At 65.9% G+C, this 21,890-nt stretch carries 21 protein-coding genes; 12 read left to right on the forward strand and 9 right to left on the reverse strand.

All coding sequences use genetic code 11. From position 1 onward, the window contains the following. Positions 1-29: 29 nt before the first annotated feature. The 6 genes from B597_RS43580 to B597_RS43605 all read right to left on the reverse strand — a co-directional run bounded on the left by B597_RS43580 (position 30) and on the right by B597_RS43605 (position 4,383). The gene (locus tag B597_RS43580; protein ID WP_003294686.1) at positions 30-389 is read right to left on the reverse strand and encodes a thiosulfate sulfurtransferase GlpE; all 360 of its coding nucleotides are present in this window, start codon (positions 387-389) and stop codon (positions 30-32) included. Next, positions 386-943, reverse strand: a complete 558-nt coding sequence (locus B597_RS43585) for a nitrogen fixation protein NifQ (RefSeq protein WP_003294688.1) — start codon at positions 941-943, stop codon at positions 386-388. The genes B597_RS43580 and B597_RS43585 overlap by 4 nt, the downstream gene beginning before the upstream one ends. Next, on the reverse strand, positions 940-1,386 hold the full coding sequence (locus tag B597_RS43590) for an ArsC/Spx/MgsR family protein (protein WP_003294689.1): 447 nt from the start codon (positions 1,384-1,386) through the stop codon (positions 940-942). The genes B597_RS43585 and B597_RS43590 overlap by 4 nt, the downstream gene beginning before the upstream one ends. Before the next feature lie 10 nt (positions 1,387-1,396). Beyond that, positions 1,397-1,675, reverse strand: a complete 279-nt coding sequence (locus B597_RS43595; RefSeq protein ID WP_024162470.1) for a 4Fe-4S binding protein — start codon at positions 1,673-1,675, stop codon at positions 1,397-1,399. An 11-nt stretch (positions 1,676-1,686) separates the two neighbouring features. Next, complete coding sequence (gene nifB / locus B597_RS43600; protein ID WP_024162471.1) at positions 1,687-3,180, reverse strand: nitrogenase cofactor biosynthesis protein NifB; 1,494 nt, start codon at positions 3,178-3,180, stop codon at positions 1,687-1,689. Between the two features lie 300 nt (positions 3,181-3,480). Beyond that, on the reverse strand, positions 3,481-4,383 hold the full coding sequence (locus tag B597_RS43605; protein ID WP_003294693.1) for a LysR family transcriptional regulator: 903 nt from the start codon (positions 4,381-4,383) through the stop codon (positions 3,481-3,483). A 93-nt stretch (positions 4,384-4,476) separates the two neighbouring features. Here B597_RS43605 and B597_RS43610 point away from each other — a divergent pair, with 93 nt between their 5' ends. The 3 genes from B597_RS43610 to B597_RS43625 all read left to right on the forward strand — a co-directional run bounded on the left by B597_RS43610 (position 4,477) and on the right by B597_RS43625 (position 9,131). Further along, positions 4,477-5,658, forward strand: a complete 1,182-nt coding sequence (locus B597_RS43610) for an MFS transporter (RefSeq protein WP_003294695.1) — start codon at positions 4,477-4,479, stop codon at positions 5,656-5,658. 160 nt (positions 5,659-5,818) lie between these two features. Next, a complete protein-coding gene (locus B597_RS43615) occupies positions 5,819-6,373 on the forward strand; it encodes a nucleotidyltransferase family protein (RefSeq protein ID WP_003294696.1) in 555 nt (184 codons plus the stop codon). Between the two features lie 913 nt (positions 6,374-7,286). Further along, positions 7,287-9,131 (forward strand): hypothetical protein, encoded by a 1,845-nt coding sequence (locus B597_RS43625; protein ID WP_024162472.1) that lies wholly within the window; start codon positions 7,287-7,289, stop codon positions 9,129-9,131. A 573-nt stretch (positions 9,132-9,704) separates the two neighbouring features. Here B597_RS43625 and B597_RS43630 read toward each other — a convergent pair. Then, positions 9,705-10,478, reverse strand: a complete 774-nt coding sequence (locus tag B597_RS43630) for an AraC family transcriptional regulator (protein ID WP_031323765.1) — start codon at positions 10,476-10,478, stop codon at positions 9,705-9,707. A gap of 191 nt (positions 10,479-10,669) precedes the next feature. Here B597_RS43630 and B597_RS43635 point away from each other — a divergent pair, with 191 nt between their 5' ends. After that, positions 10,670-11,881, forward strand: coding sequence for an MFS transporter (locus B597_RS43635; protein WP_024162474.1), 1,212 nt, complete (start codon positions 10,670-10,672; stop codon positions 11,879-11,881). 170 nt (positions 11,882-12,051) lie between these two features. Here B597_RS43635 and nifA read toward each other — a convergent pair whose 3' ends face one another. Together nifA and nifL are read right to left on the reverse strand one after the other, a co-directional pair. Then, positions 12,052-13,617, reverse strand: coding sequence for a nif-specific transcriptional activator NifA (gene nifA, locus B597_RS43640; RefSeq protein ID WP_003294699.1), 1,566 nt, complete (start codon positions 13,615-13,617; stop codon positions 12,052-12,054). A gap of 14 nt (positions 13,618-13,631) precedes the next feature. Further along, the gene (gene nifL, locus B597_RS43645; RefSeq protein ID WP_024162475.1) at positions 13,632-15,182 is read right to left on the reverse strand and encodes a nitrogen fixation negative regulator NifL; all 1,551 of its coding nucleotides are present in this window, start codon (positions 15,180-15,182) and stop codon (positions 13,632-13,634) included. 429 nt (positions 15,183-15,611) lie between these two features. Between nifL and rsxA the strand changes: the two genes are divergently transcribed. The 8 genes from rsxA to B597_RS43685 are packed head-to-tail and all read left to right on the forward strand — an operon-like array spanning position 15,612 to position 21,819. Further along, on the forward strand, positions 15,612-16,184 hold the full coding sequence (rsxA, locus tag B597_RS43650) for an electron transport complex subunit RsxA (RefSeq protein WP_024162476.1): 573 nt from the start codon (positions 15,612-15,614) through the stop codon (positions 16,182-16,184). 36 nt (positions 16,185-16,220) lie between these two features. Then, positions 16,221-16,745, forward strand: a complete 525-nt coding sequence (locus tag B597_RS43655) for an RnfABCDGE type electron transport complex subunit B (protein WP_003294701.1) — start codon at positions 16,221-16,223, stop codon at positions 16,743-16,745. A 42-nt stretch (positions 16,746-16,787) separates the two neighbouring features. Next, the gene (rsxC, locus tag B597_RS43660) at positions 16,788-18,251 is read left to right on the forward strand and encodes an electron transport complex subunit RsxC (RefSeq protein WP_024162477.1); all 1,464 of its coding nucleotides are present in this window, start codon (positions 16,788-16,790) and stop codon (positions 18,249-18,251) included. Continuing rightward, a complete protein-coding gene (locus B597_RS43665) occupies positions 18,248-19,348 on the forward strand; it encodes an RnfABCDGE type electron transport complex subunit D (protein WP_003294704.1) in 1,101 nt (366 codons plus the stop codon). Before rsxC ends, B597_RS43665 begins: the two co-directional genes overlap by 4 nt. Further along, positions 19,345-20,031 (forward strand): electron transport complex subunit RsxG, encoded by a 687-nt coding sequence (rsxG, locus tag B597_RS43670; RefSeq protein WP_003294707.1) that lies wholly within the window; start codon positions 19,345-19,347, stop codon positions 20,029-20,031. Before B597_RS43665 ends, rsxG begins: the two co-directional genes overlap by 4 nt. After that, positions 20,028-20,747 carry an electron transport complex subunit E gene (locus B597_RS43675; RefSeq protein ID WP_003294708.1) on the forward strand — a complete coding sequence of 240 codons (720 nt, stop codon included), beginning with the start codon at positions 20,028-20,030 and terminating at the stop codon, positions 20,745-20,747. Before rsxG ends, B597_RS43675 begins: the two co-directional genes overlap by 4 nt. Positions 20,748-20,772: 25 nt before the next feature. After that, positions 20,773-21,033, forward strand: coding sequence for an RnfH family protein (locus B597_RS43680; RefSeq protein WP_003294709.1), 261 nt, complete (start codon positions 20,773-20,775; stop codon positions 21,031-21,033). A 54-nt stretch (positions 21,034-21,087) separates the two neighbouring features. Beyond that, a complete protein-coding gene (locus tag B597_RS43685) occupies positions 21,088-21,819 on the forward strand; it encodes a dinitrogenase iron-molybdenum cofactor biosynthesis protein (RefSeq protein WP_003294711.1) in 732 nt (243 codons plus the stop codon). Positions 21,820-21,890 lie beyond the last annotated feature (71 nt).

The raw sequence follows: 21,890 nt of genomic DNA on the forward strand, positions 1-21,890 counted from the left end.
GCAGGCCTGCCGGAAGAATCTGCATGCGCTTACTCCATCGCCAGGGCGTAGTGAGCAGTGTGTGCTCTCTGGTTGGGCCGGGCCCGCTGCGGGCGTGCCTTCCACGCCTCGTAGCCGCCGTCCAGGCTGTAGCAATTGATGAAGCCGAAATCGCTGAACAGCTGCGTCATGTCGCAGCTGGCATGGCCGCGCTCGCAACAGATGATCAGGTGGACGTGATTCGGCGTGCTCTTGAGCAGGGTGCGCAGATTCAGCTCGCTGAGGCGGGTGGCGCGCGGATCGTGGCCCTGGCAGTAGGCAGGGGCGTCGCGCATGTCCAGCAGCATGGCATTCTCGGTTGCCAGCAGCCGCTGGGCCTGCTCGACGCTGATGCGTTGGTAGTCGCTCATTGCTCTTCTCCGAAACAGTCGTGGTAGGTCGGGCAGGTTTCACAAGAAGGGGAGCGACAGACGTAGCCGCCGTCCTGTTCGCATAGTTGTTTGTAGAAGAATTTCTTCCAGCGCATGTCCTGGGTGTTGCGCCGGGCCAGTTGCGGGAAGTTATGCATCAGCAGTGCGTACAGCTGCGCCCGGGAGTCGAGGCCGAGGTCGCGCCACAAATGCTCGCCGCCCAGGCACGCCGCGGCGACGATGGCGGCCATCGCTGGCTCGCCATGGTCGTCCTGCCCGGCCAGCAGCAGGTCGTGCAGCGCCTGCCACTCCTCCCGGCGCAGCGCCAGCAGCTCCTCGCGCAGTGCATTGCGCTCGCCGACCAGGCTGTCGACGGGGCTACCGGTGGGCGCTTGCAGGCCATGGCACAGCAGCAGTTCGCTGTAGCGCGTGGCATTCAGCCCCAGGTACGCCGGCAGGCAACTGCGGCCTTCGCGTTGGGCGCGGATGATCTGCGCCAGCCAGGCGTTGTTGTCTTCGGCCACGGGCTCCAGGCTCAGCGCGGTCCGGCTCATTGCGATGCGCCTGCGGCAGGACGACAGCCGAGCACAGAACTGGTGCCCAGCGAGCAGCCGCTGATGCTGGGCGCCAGGGCCGGCAGCCGGCCTTTGCACGGCAGCCAGGCGTTGATACCGATCAGGTCGAAGTCGACCATGTAATGCATGCCGCAGCGGATCAGCGGACGGCGGATCAGCAACGGCTGGGCCACCATCAGTTGCAGTGCCTGCTCGGCGCTCAGCCGGCTGATGTCCAGCTCGCCGTACTTGATCGCCGGGGCCGATGGATTGAACCACTCGGCCACCGGCAGCCGGCCGAAGAACGGTCGCAGGCGTTCCGGCGTCCAGGCCTCGCGCAGCAGGTCGCGCACTTCCAGCTCGATGCCCGCCGAGCGCAGCAGCTCCTTCTGCAGACGGTTGGTGGCGCAGCCGGGCTTTTCGTAGAAGATGATGCAGGACATGAGAGCCTCCTCAACGGGCCTGGATGGAGCGCCTGGCCTCGGCCAGGCGCTCCGGAGGGATTCCGGTCAGCGAGCCTGCCGGATTGGCCGGACTGCCGTCGGCCAGCAGGATCGCGCCTTCGATGGGGCAGATGCTCGCGCACTGCTGCTCGGCGTAGTCGCCGTCGCATTCAGTGCACTTGTGCGCGCTGATGCGGAAATGCGCGGTGCCGGGGCTGATCGCCTCGCTCGGACAGACGTCCACACAGGCCCAGCAGTTGACGCAGGATTCGATGATTTGCAGTGCCATGCTCCACCTCCTCATGCCCTCAGGCATTGCTCGGCCTGGGTTGCTGCATCGAGGTGGCCGCTGGCGATCATTTCCTGATACACCGCCAGCACCGCTTCCTCGATGGGCTCCATGGCGTGCTCGCCGTTGGGCTGGATGCCGGCGGCTTCCAGTTCGCCCCAGGGTTCGAAGCCGATCTTCGAGCAGAGCACCGCCGCGCAGCCCTTGAGCGCGCGAATGCTGCCCGACAGGGCGCTTTCCTTGTCGCCGCAGCTGTCATTGCCGATGCAGTACTGCTCGACCTTGCGATGGCCGATGAAGCGCACCCCGGCCGGCGAGGCCTCGTAGACGAGGAACTCGCGGGCATGGCCGAAGTGCTGGTTGACCAGGCCGCCTCCGCTGGTGGCGACTGCCATCAGTGCCGGGCGCTGACGCTTGTCCACGCCGGTGAGCGGCGGGCTGGCCGGTGTGGCCAGACGCGCCTTCTTCGCCGCGCGCTCGTCCAACTCTTGCTTGATCGCAGCATGAATGGCGGCGCGCCTGACCATCGCCGCCTCGTAGTCGATCTCCATGGTCTCGATCTTGTCGAGGGTGAACTCGTCGCCGCGATCCTCGCCAAGCAGGCCCACCGCGTCGGCGCGGCACTGGCGGCAGTGGCGCATCATGTTCATGTCGCCGGCGCAGGCGTCCTGCAGGTCTTGCAACTCCTCCGGTTCCGGGCTGCGCTGGCCCATCACTCCGTAGAAGGTGCCGTGCTCGGCCGCGGCAATCAGCGGCATGACGTTGTGCAGGAAGGCGCCCTTGGCCCTGACGATGCGGCTGACCTCCTTGAGGTGCTCGTCGTTGACGCCGGGGATCAGCACCGAGTTGACCTTCACCAGGATGCCGCGCTCGACCAGCATCTCCAGGCCCTTCTGCTGGCGCTCGATGAGGATCTTCGCCGCCTTGCGCCCGCGGATGCGCTTGTTGTTCCAGTAGATCCAGGGGTAGATCTCGGCGCCGATGTCCGGGTCCACGCAGTTGATGGTGATGGTCACGTGGTCGATGTTGTGCCTGGCCAACTCGTCGACGCAGTCGGGCAACGCGAGGCCGTTGGTGGAGACGCAAAGCTTGATGTCCGGCGCCTGCTCGGACAGCATGCGGAACGTCTCGAAGGTGCGCTGCGGGTTGGCCAGCGGATCGCCCGGACCGGCGATGCCGAGCACCGTCATCTGCGGGATGGTCGCCGCCACCGCCTTGACCTTCTTCACCGCCTGGAGCGGGTCCAGCAGCTCGGACACCACGCCCGGGCGCGACTCGTTGGCGCAATCGTACTTGCGGTTGCAGTAGTGGCACTGGATGTTGCAGGCCGGCGCCACCGCCACATGCATGCGCGCAAAGTAGTGGTGCGCCTCCTCGGAGTAGCAGGGGTGGTTATGCACTTTCTCGCGGATATGCTCGGGCAGGTGCGCGAGCTGGTCATCCGAGCTGCCACAGGACCCCGCTGAACAGCCGCCCCCGTTCTGGCCCAGTACGTTCAGTTCCATGTTCGGTCTCCGAATGCAGGTCTGTCGCGGATACCTGGAGCAAGGGCCGTGCCTGTTTTCAACGCATTGTTCTTGAAGGGATTTTCAGCGCGCGGAGCGGATTTCGTTGTTTCGCAACGAACAAACTGGCGGGGCAGAGCAGGGGCGCTGTCGCAAAGGCGACAAGGCGTGAGGGCGCTGCGGAGCCGCCGTTATCCTGCTGGTGGGCGGGCTTGTCGCGAGGCGCGTCCGCCGTTGGAGAGGCTTACGCCTGCTGGTGATGATGGCTAACAACCCTGGCAAAAACCGCGGGGCAGCTTGTTACGTGACATGATCCCTGTGGTGTTCCACCAAAAAGTCCACAAAGGCTCTCACCCGGGCAGGCGTCACCGCGCCGCCGACGAACACGGCATTGATCGGCTCCCGATCGCCCGGATTGTAATCCTCGAGCAGCGGGACCAGATTGCCGTCGTTCAGATCCTGCTCCACGGCAAAGACGCCGACACGCGCGATACCCGCGCCGAGCCTCGCCAGCTGGGACAGGGCGTCACCGCTATTGCTTTCGATCGTGCCCGCCACCTTCAGGAAAAAGTCGCGCCCCTCTTCGCGGAAGGGCCAATCGGGAAAGGCACGGCGGAAATTGAAACGCAGGCAATTGTGCTGAAGTAGATCTTCGGGTCGGCGCGGGGTGCCGTGACGGGCCAGATAGCCGGGGGAGGCGACAATGACCTGGCCTGTTTCGCCTATCTGGCGCGCGGTCAGCGGGCTGTCTGCCAACTGCCCGAAACGGATCGCGACGTCCGCCTCACCACCGAGGATATCGACCACCTCGTCGCTCAGCACCAGATCCACAACGATGGCCGGGTAGCGGGCGCTGAACGTGGCTATCAGCGGCAGGATCGACAATCGCCCATGCGCCAGCGCTGCACTGACCCGAAGCCGTCCGCGTGGCACACCCTGATGGGTGATCGCGTCTTCCACCTCGGCCATGTCGGCAAGAATCCGCCGAGCTGCGCGCAGGTAGGCCTCGCCTTCGGCCGTGAGCGTGATGACTCGGGTAGTGCGTATCAGCAGGCGGGTGCCGATGCGCCGCTCGATGCGCGCGATGATCCGGCTGATGGACGATGGCGTCATGCCCAAGGCACGTGCGGCAGCCGAAAGGCTGCCTTCCTGCGCGACGATGGTGAATACCTCCATCTCACCCGAACGCCCACTGATATCCATTTGTGCCTCCTGCGCAAAGGTATTGGCCCTGAACTGGGGCTATCGCCAAAAACTGCCCGATCGTAGCATTCGATTCACAAATCAGGAGCCACCATGCGTATCAATCCACCGCTTGTAGCACTTTCCATCGGCGCCTTCGGCATCGGTGTCACCGAGTTCGCCCCGATGGGCATGCTGCCTGGCATCGCCGCCGATCTCGGCGTGTCGATTCCCATGGCCGGCCTGTTGGTCAGCGCCTATGCCATGGGCGTTCTGATCGGCGCACCGTTGATGACCCTGGCCACCGCCAGGGTGCCGCGTCGTTATCTGCTGATTGGCCTGATGGCCATCTTCACCCTGGGCAACCTGCTGTCGGCGCTGGCTAGCGATTACCAGACCCTGCTCGCGGCACGTGTGGTCACCTCGCTGAACCATGGCGCGTTCTTTGGCATCGGCTCGGTCGTCGCAGCCAGTCTGGTGCCGCCTGACAAGCGCGCCGGCGCGGTCGCAGCCATGTTCATGGGGCTGACGCTCGCGACCATTGGCGGGGTGCCACTTGCCACTTGGTTCGGCGAAACCTTCGGCTGGCGGTCGGCGTTCTTTGGTATCGCCGGCCTCGGCGCGGTGGCGATGGCGTCGTTGTGGTGGGCCTTGCCTGACGTTGCCGCACCAAGAGGCGACGGCATGCTGGCGGAAATACGAGTGCTCGGGCGCGGGCCGGTATTGTCGGCGCTGGCACTGACAGTGGTGGGCTCCAGCGCAATGTTCACCGTGTTCACCTACATCGCGCCAATCCTGCGCGACGCTACGCAGGCATCGACCAACTTCGTCACCGTAATGCTGGTGCTCTTCGGTGTCGGCCTGACCCTCGGCAATATCTGGGGCGGCAGAGCTGCGGACCGGTCGATCGACCGCACCTTGATCCTTTCGCTTGTGGTGCTGATCATCGTGCTGGTCGCGTTCTCGGTGCTGATGCGATGGCCAGTGCCGGCCGCCATGGCGATCCTGCTCTGGGGGGCTGCCAGTTTTGCCTTGGTGCCGCCCTTGCAGATGCGCGTCATGGAAGCGGCGAAGGACGCGCCCAACCTTGCGTCCGCCGTTAACATCGGTGCGTTCAACTTCGGTAACGCGATTGGCGCTGCGCTGGGCGGCGCGGTCATCAATGCGGGCCTGGGATATCCGGCGATCTCGCTGGCGGGCGCGGCTATGGGCGGGGTAGGCCTGATGATGGTGCTGGTCATGAGCTGGCGTACGAAACGCGGGATGCGGCAGGTTTGTCCCGCTATGGCCGAGTGAGATGGAACCGATATCGAGCGGCCGGGCGCTCGCATGCAGCGCTTTGGTGGAGTGAACGTGTCCGTAATCGGAGAGGGGTACGCCTGATCCAGAGGAGTAGCGGCTGTCCTCGGACCAGGCTGGTAGTCTGCTTCCTGGTCCCGGTTAACCAGAGCGCTTTATGCAGAACCTCGCCCAGTTACGGGCCATCATCGCTGCCGACCCGGCGCGCATGCGGATTCTTCGTCGGATAAAGGAACTCGGCCTTGCGGATTGCTGGGTGGCCGCGGGATTCGTGCGCAGTGCGGTATGGGATCATCTGCACCGGCGTGGTAGCAGCCCTCTGCCGCCGGACATCGACGTCATCTGGTTCAATTGCGAGCTGGCTAACGGGGAAATGGATGTCGAGATCGAGGCTGCCTTGCGGTGCTCGGACGATACGCTCAACTGGTCGGTGAAAAACCAGGCGCGTATGCATCTTCGTAATCACGATCAAGCTTACACTTCGGCGCTGGACGCAATGACCCACTGGCCGGAAACGGCGACCGCCGTCGCGGTAAGGCTCGGAGCCAATGACGTTATCGAGGTCGCAGCCCCATTCGGCCTGGACGATCTGTTCAACATGATCGTCCGGCCTACTGCAAGATTCCAAGTCGAGAAGCGACACGCCTATCTGGATCGCCTTCAAGCGAAGAACTGGCTCAGGACATGGCCGAGGCTGAAGATTCTCGGCTGAGCGTTTTCGGCCGCTTCCGGCCCAAGGCGCCCCTTGTCCTTGATCAGTCCAAAGCCGCTAGATGTTGCTCGTTCGCGAACAACTGGCCGACTGGCTGGGTTGCACGCCACCATAGCTATCGTGGCAGCCGCGTCCAGCGGCGAATACCGTGCACAACGCCGAGATCACGCAGTGGCGGCAATCGCTTCGCCCCGAAGCGGGGCGCCTAGGCGTGTGCGATGGTTGCTACAGGTGCGGCGTCAACGCCTTACACGTGACTGAATCACCCGGCTGATACGTGGTAGCCGGGCCTCGCGACGAAACGGCAATGGCGCCCTAGGATCCTCTGCCGCCCACATTCCTTACAGGCGATTGCCGTGAACCAGATCGCTATCGAAAACGCCCTGCCGGCTGACCTTCTTCACGCAATTGCGGCGGTCATCCAGGCCGGCCCTTTCGAGAGTGGCAAGCGCATGGCGCAGGGGCTGGCCCAGGAGGCGGCCAAGATAATTTGCAGTTGGCCGCTTCGCCCCACGCGCCGTTGCTCGACAGTGTTTCTTCAGCGATCCACGCCTACCCGGTGCTCCAGGCGTTCGCCCTGCCACGCGCACGGCGTGCGCCACGCCGTGGTGGGCTGGCTGCCGAGCCACATACGCGATGCCCTTCAGCATGAGATCATCGTCAAACTCAGCCCGGTGCCAGGCACTTTGGCCAAGACCTGCAGTGCTCGGTACTGGCCACACAAACCGGTCAGTGCGTTCAGGGACCGAGTTGCCGGACAGTTGCACTCCGTTCGGCTTGCGCAGCAGCGAAGGGACGCCTAGTTCGTTCAAGGCCGCAGCATGATTATCGCGAATACATTCGCCCATACAGGGCTGCAGCAGCCGATGGCGACACCGCCTTTTAATGCCGTTTAGGGGAACCCTTGCTGCGTATGAACCAATCCTTCTTTCCTGCCGCAGGTTTCCACGGTCGCTTGCGCCAGCCCGAACAGACGCTGCGCCTGCAGCTCAGTCACTGTCCGACGCCCATCGACTGGCCCGCTCTGGACCAGTGGCTGAGCGACAGGCTGGACCTGGCGTTGCAATCACCCGTGCACAAGCTGCCGGTCTTCGCCGCAGAACCTGGCTTGGCCGCCGATGTGGCAGCTGTACTTTGGCGAATCCTGCAGGTGGCGGCAGAGCTGCAGCGGGCCGCGCGCCTTCCGGTGTTCGAGCCCGGACGGCTGCTCGGCGTGCAGGCCGACAAGGCACGCCGGGGTGGCTGGCTGGCCGACGTTTGCGTCGCGCATATCGATTACGTGCCCGAGCACAAGACGCGGCTGGTCTACGACGCCGCCACATTGTTGGTACTGGGCGTGGCGAGCGCCCCGACGAATGTCGTGGCGACGGAGCCGCTGTATGAGCAGTTGGAACTCAAAGTACTGCAGCCGCTGCGCGCGGTGATGTCGGTGGGCAAGTCGGTGCTGCCCCTGCTGGCCTGCGCCCATGAGCGGCGCATCCCGTGGCGCCACCTTGGCGCGGGGGTGTTTCGCTTAGGCTGGGGCGCGCAGAGCCTGTACCTGCACAACAGCAAGGTCAGCAGCGACTCGGCCCTGGGCGTAGCGGTGGCGCAGAACAAATGGGTTGCCGCCGAATGGATGCGCCGCGCCGGCTTGCCCGCCCCGCACAATCGTATGGCGAGCAATGAGAAGGAAGCGCTGGCAGCGCAAGCCGCTCTGGGCTGGCCGCTGGTGGTAAAGCCTGCGGACCGTGATCGCGGTGAGGGTGTGGTGGTGGGCATCAACAGTGAAGCCCAACTGCTGGCTGCCTTTGGCCAAGCCGCCAAGCTCAGCTCGCAGATTCTGGTGGAGCGCCAGGCCAGCGGCGTATGCCACCGCGTGCTGGTGGTGCGTGGCCAGGTGATCTACGTGGTCAAGCGGCTGCCCATTGCCGTATGCGGTGATGGCCAGCAGACGATTGCCCAGCTGATCGACACCGCCAACCAACAGCAACTGGCCCTGCCAAGCTGGGCACGGGCACCGCTGTATCCGTGCGATGAGCTGACCAAGGCGTGCCTGCAACAGGCCGGGCTGGATCTGGCAACGGTGCTGGCTGCTGGCACCTGGGCAAGGCTGCGCCCCATCGAGTCGACCGGCTGGGGCGGGCTGGACGAGGATTACTCAGACCGCCTGCACCCCGATAACGCCGCCCTTGCCTGCCGCGCCGCGGCGCTCTTCGGCCTCGATGTGGCCGGCATCGACATCATCTCGCCAGACATCACGCAACCCTGGTATACCAATGCCGCCATCATCAATGAAGTCAACTCGGCGCCGGTCCTGGGCCAGAGCGACAGTTCTAGACGAACCCTGGCGCAGGTGTTAAACCGCCTGTTGCCAGCGCGCGGGCGCCTCCACATCGAGGCGTGCGTGGGTGCAGCACGGGCACTGGATATGGCGCGAGCACGACAGCAGGCCTGGCAAGCCCAGGGTATCGCCTGCTACCTGACCAGCCACGACCTGACGCTCGAGCCTTCGGGCCAGGTGCAGCACCTGGCCCAGGAGAGCCTTTTTGCCCGCTGCCTGGCGTTGCTCGCAGACGCTCGGGTGCAGGCCATCGTGCTGCTGGTACAGACCGACGAACTCCTGCAAACCGGCCTGCCTGTGGATGCCTTGAATGGCCTGATGCACAGCGGGGAGTGCCTGTTGGCGTCTGCGCCAAACGGGCAGCCTGCATCGAGCGCCTGTACAGACAAGGTGATGGCCTTTCTTGCAGGCATGGCCAGGCAAGCGAGCCCCTAGCGGATTCAACAACTCATCACGCGCTTGCAGGCCCTTTGCCAACAGGCTGTCAGTGCGCTGCGTCAGCGCTTCCCGACGCAGTTCGATTGTGGTCGTGTCGATGGTCGATGCCTTGCTGGCGGTTCGTGCCGGCGAGTTCGTCACGAGGAGGCCTGCCGGCTGGCCGGTGTTTGTCAACGAGGGCGGCGCGCTGGAGCAGTTGACACCTCGACAGCAAGGAGGCGTTGCGCCTGGTCGTTCACGGCCGGTTGCCTACGGTCAGGGCTGCGGGTAGTCACGGGTTAACTCCGGTTGCCTTTACTCCGATGCTCCGCCATAAACCCCGCCGATCAATGATCGGCACATGCTCCGCCGTCGGCTCGGCAATCCAGTCGATAACCCACCACAGTTTGGCGCTGAGATGCCGGTCCAGTCCGGCTGCCAGAGGATGCCGAGGCCGCTGCCTAGCCGGGCGCCATGAGCGTCATCGGGGTTCAACGGCGGTTCGCTTCAATGGTCGCGGGTAGTGGCGGGCAGAAGCCCACCCTGCGGTAGAGCGGGACCATGGGCGTTGCGGCGGCCCTGACCCAGGCATCACTTGAAGAAATGGCTCGGCGTCTTCCCGAACTGTCTCTTGAACATGCTGGCAAATGCGCTCGGGCTGTCGTAGCCCAGCGCGCCTGCGACGTCGATGATCCGTTCCCCCACGGCAATGCGTTCCAGTGCCAGGAGCAGCCGGGCCTGCTGACGCCAGCGGCCGAAGGTCATGCCCGTTTCCTTGCGAAACAGCCGCTGGATCGTCTTCTCATCGAGGTTCAGCCGCTCGCTCCAGTCCGCCAGCGTCGAGCCATCGCCCGGATCATCCTGCAGCGCCGCGCAGATCGTGCCGATTCGTCGATCGGCCGGCTGCGGCAGCTGCAGGGGCAGGGTGGGCAGGAGGGTCAGTTCGTCGAGGATCAGGCGCATGATCCTGGCCTCGCGCGAATCCGGGTCGTAGGGCGCCCTGATAGCGACCGAGCTCTTGATCAGCTCGCTCAGCAACGCGGAAATGCTCACGGCGCGGGTCTCGCTCGGCAGTTGCGGAAATTTGTCCGAGCGCACGAAGACGCTGCGCATCTTCACCAGGCCCACGCAGCGGATCGAGTGGACCTGCCCGCTGGGCATCCAGATGCCCCGGCTGGGCGGCACTGTCCACTGGCTCGCGGCGGTGTGCACGACCATCACGCCTTCGATGGCATAGATCAGCTGATGCTTGGCGTGGCGGTGAGGCTCGATGTACCAGCCTTCCGGGTAATCGGTCGCGCTGCTCACGACCGCCCAGGGCACTTCGTCCAGTTCAGCCAGCAATTCTTCCAACGGCCTGGGCATGATTCCCTTTTTGCGAGAGTGTTTGCCTATATCGAGCGAGACAGGCAATTTCATGGATCTCTAGGATAGCCGTCCGCGCTCGGGAAATGCTCTCGGGCCAGCGGCTTTTCCCGCCCCCGGTCGTGTCGGCGACGTTCCGCTGCGTGCCGGATGAGCTTGCGTTTCTCATTTTCCAGTCCGGATGACTTGCGATGTCCAGTGTTACCATCCCCTCGGCGACCGCCTCGGTCGCCAGCCAGGCCAATCCCCTGGTCATGCGCGTGATCGGCGCCTGCGCCCTGGCGCACCTGATCAATGACCTGATCCAGGCGGTGCTGCCGTCGATCTATCCCCTGCTCAAGGCCAGCTACGGCCTGACCTTCACCCAGGTGGGCCTGATCACCTTGACCTTCCAGCTCACGGCATCGCTGCTGCAGCCCTGGGTCGGTTATCACACCGACCGCCATCCCAAGCCATGGCTGTTGCCCGCCGGCATGGTCTGCACGCTGATCGGCATCCTGATGCTGGCCCTGGTCGGCTCCTTCGCGTCGATTCTCGTGGCGTCGGCCCTGGTGGGGATCGGCTCGTCGACCTTCCACCCGGAAACCTCGCGTGTCGCGCGTCTCGCCTCGGGCGGTCGCTACGGCCTCGCACAGTCGACCTTCCAGGTCGGCGGCAACGCCGGCAGCGCCTTCGGCCCGCTGCTGGCGGCGGCCATCGTCATTCCCTACGGCCAGGGCAGCGTCGCCTGGTTCGGCCTGTTCGCGGTGTTCGCGATCCTGGTGCTCTACGGGCTGAGCCGCTGGTATCGCAACCACCTCAGTCTGTTCAAGCTCAAGCAGGGCGGCCCGGCCACTCATGGCCTTTCCCGGGGGCGGGTGCGACTCGCACTGGTGGTATTGGCGCTGCTGGTGTTTTCCAAGTATTTCTACATGGCCAGCTTCACCAGCTACTTCACCTTCTACCTGATCGAGAAGTTCGGCCTTTCGGTGGCCAACTCCCAGCTCTACCTGTTCCTGTTCCTCGGTGCCGTCGCTGCGGGCACTTTCCTTGGCGGCCCCATCGGCGACAGGATCGGTCGCAAGAAGGTGATCTGGTTTTCCATCCTCGGCGTCGCGCCCTTCACCCTGGCGTTGCCCTACGTCGAGCTGTTCTGGACCGGTGTGCTGGCGATGATCATCGGCTTCATTCTGGCCTCGGCGTTCTCCGCCATCGTGGTCTTCGCCCAGGAGCTGGTCCCAGGCAATGTCGGCATGATCGCCGGTGTCTTCTTCGGGCTGATGTTCGGCTTCGGTGGGATTGGCGCCGCGCTGCTCGGGCGCCTGGCGGATATTCATGGCATCGAGTACGTCTACCGGCTGTGTTCCTACCTGCCGCTGCTCGGCATCCTGACGATCCTGCTGCCTTCCACCCGGCGCTCCTGAAGCGCAGCGTCAGGTAGACGCCATGGTTACGGCGGGACTCCGGCAAGGGTGGGCTTCAACCCACCCTTGCCGGCTTCGGCCTGCGATGGGGCGCGCAGCGCTTCGGTGACCAGTGAAAGTGCCGATGGTCCAGCACTGTTTTGCCTGTGGCTCCCGCTCGCCGGCTTTCTTCAGATCTTGCGCATGTGAATGTTCAGCGTCTGCACCCGGTAGGCGATCTGCCGGGGCGTCATGCCGAGCAGACGCGCGGCCTTGGCCTGAACCCAGCCGGCCTGTTCCAGCGCGGCGATGACGCGTTCGCGGTCGTCGAGGCTGTCGTCGGCAAGGTTGACGTCGGGGATTGGCGCCAGCGGCGTGGCGTCGTGGTCGAGGCCGCTAAGGGAGACCACGTCACGGCTGATGGTGCCGTCTTCGCTCATGATGGCCGAGCGTTCCAGGCAGTTTTCCAGTTCACGCACGTTGCCCGGCCAGCGGTGGCTCATCAGCAGGCGCAGCGCACTGTCGGTCAGCGTGAGCCTGCGGCCCTGCTGGCGGGCGATCTTGTCGAGAAGGAATTCGGCCAGCTCGGGAATGTCGGCACTGCGCTCGCGCAGCGGCGGAACGCGGATGGCCATGACATTGAGGCGGTAGTAGAGGTCTTCGCGGAACTTGCCTCGTTCCACCTCCTGTTCGAGGTCGCGGTTGGTCGCGGCGACGATGCGCACGTTGACTCTTACCGTGTGGGTGCCGCCGACCCGCTCCAGCTCGCCTTCCTGCAGCACGCGCAGCAGCTTGGCCTGGAACATTGCGGAGATCTCACCGATCTCGTCGAGGAACAGGGTGCCGCCGTCGGCCTGTTCGAAGCGGCCCTTGCGCTGCTTCACGGCGCCGGTGAAGGCGCCTTTCTCGTGACCGAACAGTTCCGATTCGAGCAGGGTTTCCGGCAGCGCGGCGCAGTTCAGGCGCACCAGCGGCTGGTGCGCACGCGGCGAGTTGTAGTGGATGGCACTGGCAATCAGTTCCTTGCCGGTGCCGGATTCGCCGAGGATGAGCACGGTGCTGTTCCACTTGGCGACGCGCCGCACCTGGTCGAACACCCGGCGCATGGAGGCGGTATGGCCCACCACCATGTTCTCGAAGCCATACTTGGCACGGACTTCGCGGCGCAGTTCGTCGCGCTCGTCGACCACTTCCTGGCCGTCTTCGATGTTCACCACCAGGCGCACGGTCTGCGCCAGCAGGCGGGCGACGATTTCCATCAGGCGGGTGCGTTCGGGCATCAGGTCGTCGGCGCGGCGGTCGGGTTGCGCCGCCAGCACGCCGATGGTGGTGCCGTCGATGGCCTTGATCGGCACGGCGATGAAGGGCAGGTCCATGTCATAAAGCGCCAGCCTGTCGAGAAAGCGTGGTTCGGCATCGATACGGCCGAGCACCACGCTGTTGCCGTGTTTGAGGATGTTGCCGAACACGCCTTCGCCGATGCGGTAGCGGGCGCTTTCGCAGGCCCGCACCACGGCTTCGGAGTCGCTGTGCACGGCGCCCACCTGCAGGCTGCCATCCTTCGGATTGCAGATGGAAACCAGCCCGTGCAGCAGGCCTAGGTCTTCGTGCAGCACGGCCAGGATATCGGCCAGCAGTTCCTCGATGGGGCGGCCGCGGTTGAGTATGCGTGCGACCTGCGCCAGGGCCTGTAGTTGAGCGTCCAGCAGTTCGCTGCGGGTCGGCGCGACGGGGCGTTCGGCAAATGTCGTGTTCATGTGCGCGTCTCCCGTCAGTTGGCCGAGAAGGGCAGTTCGACGACGATCTTGCAGCCCTGCTCGTAGCTGGCATCGATGTGCACCGTACCGGCATGCTCGCTGACGGCTTCCTGGACCATGGCCAGGCCCATGCCGCGCCCGGCCTTGTGCAGCGGTTTGGTGCTGAAGAAGGGCTCGAATACCTTGAGCGCCAGTTCCGGCGCGATGCCCGGTCCGCTGTCGGCGATCTCCAGGCGCACCACGCGCTGGCCCTGGACGCGGGTGACGATCGACAGCGTGCGCGGGTTGTCCTGGTTCTGGCTCATGGCCTCGATGGCGTTTTCCAGCAGTTGTTTGATCATGCTGCGCAGCCGGCCTTCGGCGCCCATCACCCAGGGCAGGCGCAGTGCCGGTTGCCAGTCGACGACGATGCCCTGGGCGAGCAACTGGTCGGTCAGCAGGCTGACGACTTCGCGGATCAGCTGGTTGACGTTGACCGGTACGCAACTGCCGACCTGGCGCTGCGGAATCGAGCCGCTGAGGCTTTCCAGTGCGTCCATGCCGGCCTGGCTGGCTTCGCGCATGGCGCTGAGCACCGGGTCGCTCGCGGCGCTGTCGCCCAGGCGCCGTTCGAGCATGCGCAGCGCAGCGCTGATCAGGTTGACCGGGCCCTGCAGGCGGTGGATGGCGCCGTTGAAGGTTTCGCGCATGCCGTCGAGCAGCTCTTCCTCGGCCATCAGAACCTTCAGGGCGTTGAGCTGGGAGGCCTGCTGCTGCTGGCGCAGCCCGGTGATGTCGTTGAGCGTGAGCAGCAGGTAGTTTTCCTCGCCCGGGTCGAAGAAATCGTCGGCGCGCTCGCCCTCGATGAGGATCGCGCGGCCGTGGCACGAGAGCCAGCGCGGCGTGCTACCACCGAGGTCGAAGGCGACTTCCTTGCCGGTGAACGCCTGGCCGTGCGCCTTCAGCGCCCCGAGGGCAGCGCCGAGGTTGTCCTGCAGCAGGCTTACCAGCTGGTCGGGTGTGGTCTGGTCGCCGAGTTCGGCGGCCAGACGGTTGAAGCTGGGGTTGGACAGGCGGATGCGCAGGGCGTGATCGAGGACCACGATGGCTGCCGGCACGCTGTCGACCACCGCCTCTATGATCAGGCGCTGGTTGCTGACTCGTTGTTCGAGCTTGTGCTGGTCACTGCTGTCGCGATGCATGCCCAGGTAATGGATGGTCTGCTCGTGTTCGTCGAGCACCGGCGCCACGGTCAGTTCGGCGAGGTAGCAGCTGTCGTCCTTGCGCCGGTTGACGAGCATGCCGGACCAGGCCTTCTTCTGCGCCAGGCGGCTCCAGAGCGCCTGGTAGACCAGTCGTGGGGTGGTGCCGTTGGACAGCACCGATTCGTTCTTGCCGATCACCTCGCCGCTGTCGTAGCCGGTGATGCTGCTGAAGGCGCGGTTGGCATAGAGGATGTTGGCCTTCAGATCGGTGATGGAGATGGCGATCGGCGCGTGCTCCACGGCCTGCCGGAACACCTCGGGTGTCAGTTCGTCGGTCGCGGCGGATGACGCCTGGTCGAGCTCAGGGTTGGCCTGGGTCATGTGCACTCCTCGTCGATGCGTCGGGTCCGGCGTCGTGCGCGTCGGTATCCGCGGCAAAGCCATACGGTGCATGTGGTTTTGCAAAGGACGTGCCGCCGGTCGGCGGCAACGCTGCCGGCCCTGTGAAGCCCTGAACCCGTGGTGGCAGCCGATTTTGGCCTGCCAATCGCCTCACTGGGCTGTTGCAAATCCCACATGGAGGTGCGTGTGCTCCCGGCGGGCTGTCGCAAACCCCACAAAGACCGTCAAGGCCGCTTCCACAGGGTGCGGGGTAATCGCAATATTCATTGATCTGCATCAACGAATACCGGGCTCTCCGGGGGCGGCCGACCCGCTCGCGGGGCGTGGCATGCTTGATGCAAAACCCCTTCGCAACGACGCGTCGCACGACAACGGTGCAAGCGCCCGCCAATGCGCTGGGAGGGGTTTATGGAATATGCGCTGTTTCTGATCGGCACCGTGCTGGTCAACAACGTGGTGCTGGTCTATTTCCTCGGCCTGTGCCCGTTCATGGGGGTGTCCGGCAAGCTCGATCCCTCGCTGGGCATGGGCCTGGCGACGACCCTGGTGATGACCCTCGGCGGCATCAGCAGCTGGTTGCTCGAACACTATGTACTGCTGCCGTTGGGTATCGGCTTCCTGCGCATCCTGTCCTACATCCAGGTGATCGCCGGCCTGGTGCAACTGATCGAGATGATCATCCGTAAATTCAGCCCATCGCTGTATCGCTCGCTGGGCATATACCTGCCACTGATCACCACCAACTGCGCTGTGCTGGGCGTGCCGCTGATCAGCGTGCGTGAAGGCCACGGCCTGGTAGAGGCGGGGTTGTTCGGCCTGGGCTCGGCTCTGGGTTTCACCTTGGTCATGGTGATTTTCGCCGGCTTGCGCGAGCGGCTGGCGCTGGCCAGCGTGCCAGCGGCCTTCGCCGGTGCACCGGTCGCATTCGTCACCGCCGGGCTGCTGGCGATGGCCTTCATGGGCTTCGCCGGCCTGATCTGAACGCTGCTGCCGGCGAGGCTGGCGAAGGGGGGAGCAATGCTGGGCGCAATTCTGGTTCTTGCACTGATGGGCCTGCTGCTGGGCGGCGGCCTCGGGTTGGCCGCGCGCTACCTGGCGGTCTCGGACGAGAACCCGCTGATCAAGGAAATCGAGGCGCTGATGCCCGGCAGCCAGTGCGGCCAGTGTGGTTATCCGGGTTGCACCGCGGCGGCCAGCGCCCTGGTCGAGGGCAGCGCGGCGATTACCTGTTGCCCGCCCGGCGGCCTGGCACTGGCCGAGCGCCTGGCCGTGTTGCTCGGCGTGTCGCTGGATGCCGGGGCACTCGCCGCTCCGATGCTGGCGCGTATCGAAGCGGCCGAGTGCACCGGTTGCACGCGCTGCTTCCGCGTCTGTCCGACCGACGCCATCGTCGGCGCCACCGGCCAGATCCATTGTGTCTTGAGCAACGCCTGCACCGGCTGCAGCAAATGCCTGGACGCCTGTCCGGAAGACTGCATCGCCCTCGCGCCCCAGGAGCCGACGCTGGACCAATGGCGCTGGGCCAAGCCCCGGGCCGCCTGATTCCGCCTGACGAGTAGGGGCGACAGACCCCGGGAGTCGACAATGTTCAACCTCGCGCAGTTTCGCGGCGGCATCCATCCCGCTGCCCACAAGGACCGCTCGGCCGCCCTGGGCATCGCCGTGCAGCCGTTGCCGTCGCGGCTGTATCTGCCCTTGCGCCAGCACGCCGGTGCCGAGGCGCTGCCGCTGGTGAAGGAGGGCGAACGGGTGCTCAAGGGCCAGCTGCTGGCCGGCTCGCCGACCGAGCTGTCGGCGCCGATCCATGCACCGAGTTCCGGGCGCATCGTCTCGATCGCGCCGATCGATGCGCCGCATCCGTCCGGGCTCAAGGTCAACGGCATGGTCCTCGAATGCGATGGCGAGGAGCGCTGGATCGACCTGGACGTGCCGGCCGATCCCTTCGCCGAGGACCCGCTGCGGCTTGCCCAGCGTGTCGCCGAAGCCGGCGTGGTGGGGCTCGGCGGGGCGATCTTCCCGGCGGCCGTGAAGCTCAGGCAAGGCACCAGACACGAGATCAAGACCGTGCTGGTCAACGGCAGCGAATGCGAGCCGTACCTGAGCTGCGACGACCGGCTGATGCGCGAGCGCGCCGAGGCGGTGGTCGACGGCGCGCGGCTGATCCAGCACATCCTGCGCGCCTACAGCATCGTCATCGCCATCGAGGACAACAAGCCGGCGGCGCTGGCGGCCATGCGCGCGGCCAGCGAACCCTATGGCGCCATCGAGGTGGTGGCGGTGCCGGCGCTCTACCCGATGGGCTCGGCCAAGCAGCTGATCCGCCAGGTCACCGGTCGCGAGGTACCGGCCGGCGGGCGCAGCACCGACGTCGGCGTGCTGGTGCACAACGCCGGCACGGTGTACGCGATCCAGCAGGCGCTGCGCCACGGCCGGCCGCTGATCTCGCGGGTGGTAACGGTGGCGGGTGGCTGCGTGAGCAACCCTCGCAACGTCGAGACCCTGATCGGTACACCGGTGCAGGCGCTGTTCGATAGCTGCGGCGGGTTGCTGCGCGAACCGCAGCAACTGCTGCTCGGCGGGCCGATGATGGGCGTGCTGCTGCCGTCGACGGCGGTGCCGGTGATCAAGGGCTCCACCGGCCTGCTGGCGCTCGATCGCCACGAAGTACCGCGCAACGAGAGCGCGCCGTGCATCCGCTGTGCGCGCTGCGTCGACGCCTGCCCGATGGGCCTGGCGCCGCTGGATATGGCCGCGCGTACCCGTGTCGACGATTTCGACGGCGCCAGCGAGTACGGTCTGCGCGACTGCATTCTCTGCGGCTGCTGCGCCTACGTCTGCCCCTCGCACATTCCGTTGGTGCAGTACTTCCAGTACGCCGTCGGCCAGCAGGACGAACGCCGCAGCGCCGCGCGCAAGAACGACTACGTCAAGCGCCTTGCCGAGGCGCGCGCGGCACGCCTGGCCGAAGAGGAGGCGGCCAAGGCGGCTGCCAAGGCGGCGAAGAAACGCAAGACGCCGGCCGCGGCCGCCAGCGAGGTGTCGCCATGAGCACGCCAGGCATCGCGGCGGGGCCGTTCGCCCACGACCGCTCCTCGGTCGACCGCATCATGCTGCACGTCTGCCTGGCCCTGCTGCCCACGACGGCCTGGGGGCTGTACCTGTTCGGCTGGCCGGCGATCAACCTGTGGCTGCTGACCTGCGCCAGTGCGGTGGCCTGCGAGGCCGTCTGCCTGTACCTGCTCGACCGCCCGCAGCAGCGTCTGCTGGACGGCAGCGCGCTGCTCAGCGGCTGGCTGCTGGCGCTGACCTTGCCGCCCTGGGCGCCCTGGTGGATTGCCGTGGGCGGCAGCATCTTCGCCATCGGCATCGGCAAGCAGCTGTATGGCGGCGTGGGACAGAACGTCTTCAACCCGGCGATGCTGGCGCGGGTGGCGCTGCTGATTGCCTTTCCGCTGCAGATGACCAGCTGGGCCCTGCCGCTGCCGCTGGGCACGCCGGGCGCGCCCGATTGGCTCGAGGGCCTGCGCATCACCTTCGCCGGCGGGCCGCTGGCCGATGGCCTGAGCGGCGCCACGGCGCTGGGCCAACTGCAGACCGAGCTGACGCTGGGGCACGATGCCGTGCAGATCCTCGACGGGCACTTTTCCCTGCTGCCGGCCTTTCTCGGCTACAGCGGCGGCAGCCTCGGCGAGACATCGGAGCTGCTGATCCTGCTCGGCGGGCTCTGGCTGCTGGCGCTGCGCATCATCCACTGGGAAATACCGCTGAGCATGCTGCTGGTGGTAGCGCTGCTGGCGGCGCTGGCGCAGCAGATCAATCCGCAGGTGTACGGCGGCGGCCTGTTCCACCTGACCTCCGGCGGCCTGCTGCTCGGGGCGCTGTTCATCGCCACCGATCCGGTGACTTCGCCGATCAGCCGCAGCGGGCGGCTGATCTTCGGTGCCGCCTGTGGCGGGCTGATCTTCGTCATTCGCAACTGGGGCAGCTTTCCCGAGGCGATGGCCTTCGCGGTGCTGTTCATGAATGCCCTGGTGCCGCTGATCGACCGCCTCTGCCGGCCGCGTGCCTATGGCCGCAACGGTCGCGGCAAGCCCTTGGTGGCAGCGAAATGGACCCGCCAGGTGAAGGAGGTGGACAAGGTATGAACGAGCTGACCCGGATGCCAGTCGCAGAGGCTGGCGACGAACTGCCGATCGCCCGGCCCGGCCTGCTCGAGGCGTGGCGCGGACGGATCGCCTACCAGGCGCTGTCGCTGGCGCTGGTCTGCGCTCTGGTGGCCCTGGCGCTGCTGCTCGGCCATCAGTTGACCCGGCAGCGGATCGCCGATGCCGAGCTGCAGGACCGTCTGGCCGTGCTGCGCCAGGTCCTGCCGCAGGCGCTCTATGACAATAATCCGCTGGCCGATGCCTACCGGCTCGAGGACGCCGAGCTCGGCACGCTCGAGGTGTATCCGGCGCGGCGCGAAGGACAGCTGACGGCGACCGCCTTCCAGGTCAGCACCATTGGCTACGGTGGCCCGATCAGCCAGCTTATCGCCCTCGATGTCGAAGGCCGCATCCTCGGCGTGCGAGTGCTCAGTCACAAGGAAACCCCCGGCCTGGCGGACAAGATCGAAGTCTCCCGCAGCGACTGGATCAAGAGCTTCGACGGTCTGTCGCTCGCCAGCACGCCGCTGCAGCAGTGGGCGGTGGAGAAGGACGGCGGTCGGTTCGACCAGTTCGCCGGCGCCACCATCACCCCGCGGGCCATCGTCAGGGGCGTGGTCAAGGCGCTCGAGTTACAGGCCCGCCAGGCCACTGCCCAGCCCACCGAGGAGACTCAGCCATGAGCGGCCATTGCGGATCAGCGGATGTCACGGCCCCCAGGCCCAAGGGGCTGTTCAGCTACTTCAGCTCGGCGCTGTGGGACTACAACGTGGCCCTGGTGCAGATGCTCGCGCTGTGCCCGGCGCTGGCGGTGACCACTACCGCCACCAATGGCCTGGGCATGGGCCTGGCCACCACCCTGGTGCTGATGATCACCAATGCGATCATCTCCGCGCTGCGCCAGAGCATTTCGCCCGCGGTGCGCAACCCCTTGATGATTGGCATCATCGCCGGCGTCGTGACCCTCATCGACATGGCGATGAACGCCTGGATGCACGAGCTGTACAAGGTGCTGGGGCTGTTCATCGCGCTGATCGTGACCAACTGCGCGGTGCTCGGCCGCGCCGAATCCTTCAGCAGCCGCAACCCGGTGCTCCCCTCGATTCTCGACGGCGCGGGCATGGGCATCGGCTTCACCTGGGTGCTGGTGCTGATCGGCGGGATACGCGAGATCCTCGGCAGCGGCACGCTGTTCGCCCAGGCCTCGCTGCTGCTCGGCGAGCACTTCCGCTGGCTGGAGATCACCGTGCTGCCAGGCTTCCAGGGCATTCTGCTGGCGATCCTGCCGCCCGGGGCGTTCATCGTTCTCGGCTTCGTGCTGGCATTCAAGCGGGTGCTCGATCGCCGCCGTGCCGAACGGCGAATCAGCACCCATGGCGAACTGGTGGTGTTGCAGTGAGCCCGGCCGAGGAGCGAAGCAGACGATGAAGATTTCCGTTGTGTATGCCGTGCCGCGGCAACCGTTGCTGCTCGATTGCCGCGTGGAGGAGGGCTGCAGTGTGGGCCAGGCCATCGAGCAGTCCGGCCTACTGCGCTATTGCCCGGACATCGACCTGAGCAAACAGAAAGTCGGCGTCTACGGCAAGTTCGTCAGGCTCGACAGCCCGCTGAAGGAGGGCGATCGGTTGGAGATCTACCAACGCATCACGCGCGTGCTGGACGAAGACGACGATGACGACGACTGAGCGGCCGCCGCAGCCAGCCGGCGTGGATGAGATTACCCGAGAGAGGAGCGACCGATGGACAGCCAGCCCCCGAGCATGAACCGTGAAACCGCATTACGCATCGCCCTGGCCGCCCGGGCATTGCCCGAGGTGGGCGTCGGGCGACTGCTGGAGATCCTCTATCAGCGGGTCGAAGGCGAACTGAACGAAGAGAGCCTGCAGCGAGTGACCGTCACCGACCTCAAGAGCGCCTTCGTCGGCGCCGATGGCGAGGAGGGCGGCGAAGACATCGGCATCGGCCTGCCGGCGCTGAAGGAGGCGGTGCGCATCCTCTGGGGCGAAGGCGTCGGCGCCGAGCTGCCGCAGGCGGTGACCCTGGACAGCGTGCCCTCAGGCTCGATCCGGGTGGCCATCGCCACCAACAACGGCGAGCGGCTGGACGGCCATTTCGGTTCATGCCTGCGTTTTCTGGTCTACCAGGTCGGCGTCGACAGCTGTGCGCTGGTGGACGTGCGCTCGGCGCTGGAAACCGAGTTCGCCGAGGACCGCAATGGCGCTCGTGCCGAGCTGATCAGCGATTGCCAGGTGCTCTACGTGGTCTCCATCGGTGGCCCGGCCGCGGCCAAGGTGGTCAAGACCGGCCTCTATCCGATCAAGAAGAGCGGCGGCGAGGCGCGCGAGATCCTCGCCGACCTGCAGACCATCATGGCCGGCAACCCGCCGCCATGGCTGGCCAAGCTGCTTGGGGTGAGCGCCGAGCAACGGGTGCGCTTCGAGCGTTCCGGCGATGAGGCTGCCTGGGCATGAGCGATCACCGGCCACGCCCGTCACGGGCATCGCCCCGAGGTCGGGCCTCCCACAAAAGCGGCCGGTGCGCA

Origin of the sequence: Stutzerimonas stutzeri KOS6 (genome assembly GCF_000307775.2) — a bacterium.
Lineage (GTDB): Bacteria > Pseudomonadota > Gammaproteobacteria > Pseudomonadales > Pseudomonadaceae > Stutzerimonas > Stutzerimonas stutzeri_B.

What these genes read in the sequence shown, in the direction of transcription:
- B597_RS43580 (WP_003294686.1), bottom strand. Translation starts at nt 389, where the DNA reads ATGAGCGACTACCAACGCATCAGCGTCGAGCAGGCCCAGCGGCTGCTG.
- B597_RS43585 (WP_003294688.1), bottom strand. Translation starts at nt 943, where the DNA reads ATGAGCCGGACCGCGCTGAGCCTGGAGCCCGTGGCCGAAGACAACAAC.
- B597_RS43590 (WP_003294689.1), bottom strand. Translation starts at nt 1,386, where the DNA reads ATGTCCTGCATCATCTTCTACGAAAAGCCCGGCTGCGCCACCAACCGT.
- B597_RS43595 (WP_024162470.1), bottom strand. Translation starts at nt 1,675, where the DNA reads ATGGCACTGCAAATCATCGAATCCTGCGTCAACTGCTGGGCCTGTGTG.
- nifB (WP_024162471.1), bottom strand. Translation starts at nt 3,180, where the DNA reads ATGGAACTGAACGTACTGGGCCAGAACGGGGGCGGCTGTTCAGCGGGG.
- B597_RS43605 (WP_003294693.1), bottom strand. Translation starts at nt 4,383, where the DNA reads ATGGATATCAGTGGGCGTTCGGGTGAGATGGAGGTATTCACCATCGTC.
- B597_RS43610 (WP_003294695.1), top strand. Translation starts at nt 4,477, where the DNA reads ATGCGTATCAATCCACCGCTTGTAGCACTTTCCATCGGCGCCTTCGGC.
- B597_RS43615 (WP_003294696.1), top strand. Translation starts at nt 5,819, where the DNA reads ATGCAGAACCTCGCCCAGTTACGGGCCATCATCGCTGCCGACCCGGCG.
- B597_RS43625 (WP_024162472.1), top strand. Translation starts at nt 7,287, where the DNA reads ATGAACCAATCCTTCTTTCCTGCCGCAGGTTTCCACGGTCGCTTGCGC.
- B597_RS43630 (WP_031323765.1), bottom strand. Translation starts at nt 10,478, where the DNA reads ATGCCCAGGCCGTTGGAAGAATTGCTGGCTGAACTGGACGAAGTGCCC.
- B597_RS43635 (WP_024162474.1), top strand. Translation starts at nt 10,670, where the DNA reads ATGTCCAGTGTTACCATCCCCTCGGCGACCGCCTCGGTCGCCAGCCAG.
- nifA (WP_003294699.1), bottom strand. Translation starts at nt 13,617, where the DNA reads ATGAACACGACATTTGCCGAACGCCCCGTCGCGCCGACCCGCAGCGAA.
- nifL (WP_024162475.1), bottom strand. Translation starts at nt 15,182, where the DNA reads ATGACCCAGGCCAACCCTGAGCTCGACCAGGCGTCATCCGCCGCGACC.
- rsxA (WP_024162476.1), top strand. Translation starts at nt 15,612, where the DNA reads ATGGAATATGCGCTGTTTCTGATCGGCACCGTGCTGGTCAACAACGTG.
- B597_RS43655 (WP_003294701.1), top strand. Translation starts at nt 16,221, where the DNA reads ATGCTGGGCGCAATTCTGGTTCTTGCACTGATGGGCCTGCTGCTGGGC.
- rsxC (WP_024162477.1), top strand. Translation starts at nt 16,788, where the DNA reads ATGTTCAACCTCGCGCAGTTTCGCGGCGGCATCCATCCCGCTGCCCAC.
- B597_RS43665 (WP_003294704.1), top strand. Translation starts at nt 18,248, where the DNA reads ATGAGCACGCCAGGCATCGCGGCGGGGCCGTTCGCCCACGACCGCTCC.
- rsxG (WP_003294707.1), top strand. Translation starts at nt 19,345, where the DNA reads ATGAACGAGCTGACCCGGATGCCAGTCGCAGAGGCTGGCGACGAACTG.
- B597_RS43675 (WP_003294708.1), top strand. Translation starts at nt 20,028, where the DNA reads ATGAGCGGCCATTGCGGATCAGCGGATGTCACGGCCCCCAGGCCCAAG.
- B597_RS43680 (WP_003294709.1), top strand. Translation starts at nt 20,773, where the DNA reads ATGAAGATTTCCGTTGTGTATGCCGTGCCGCGGCAACCGTTGCTGCTC.
- B597_RS43685 (WP_003294711.1), top strand. Translation starts at nt 21,088, where the DNA reads ATGGACAGCCAGCCCCCGAGCATGAACCGTGAAACCGCATTACGCATC.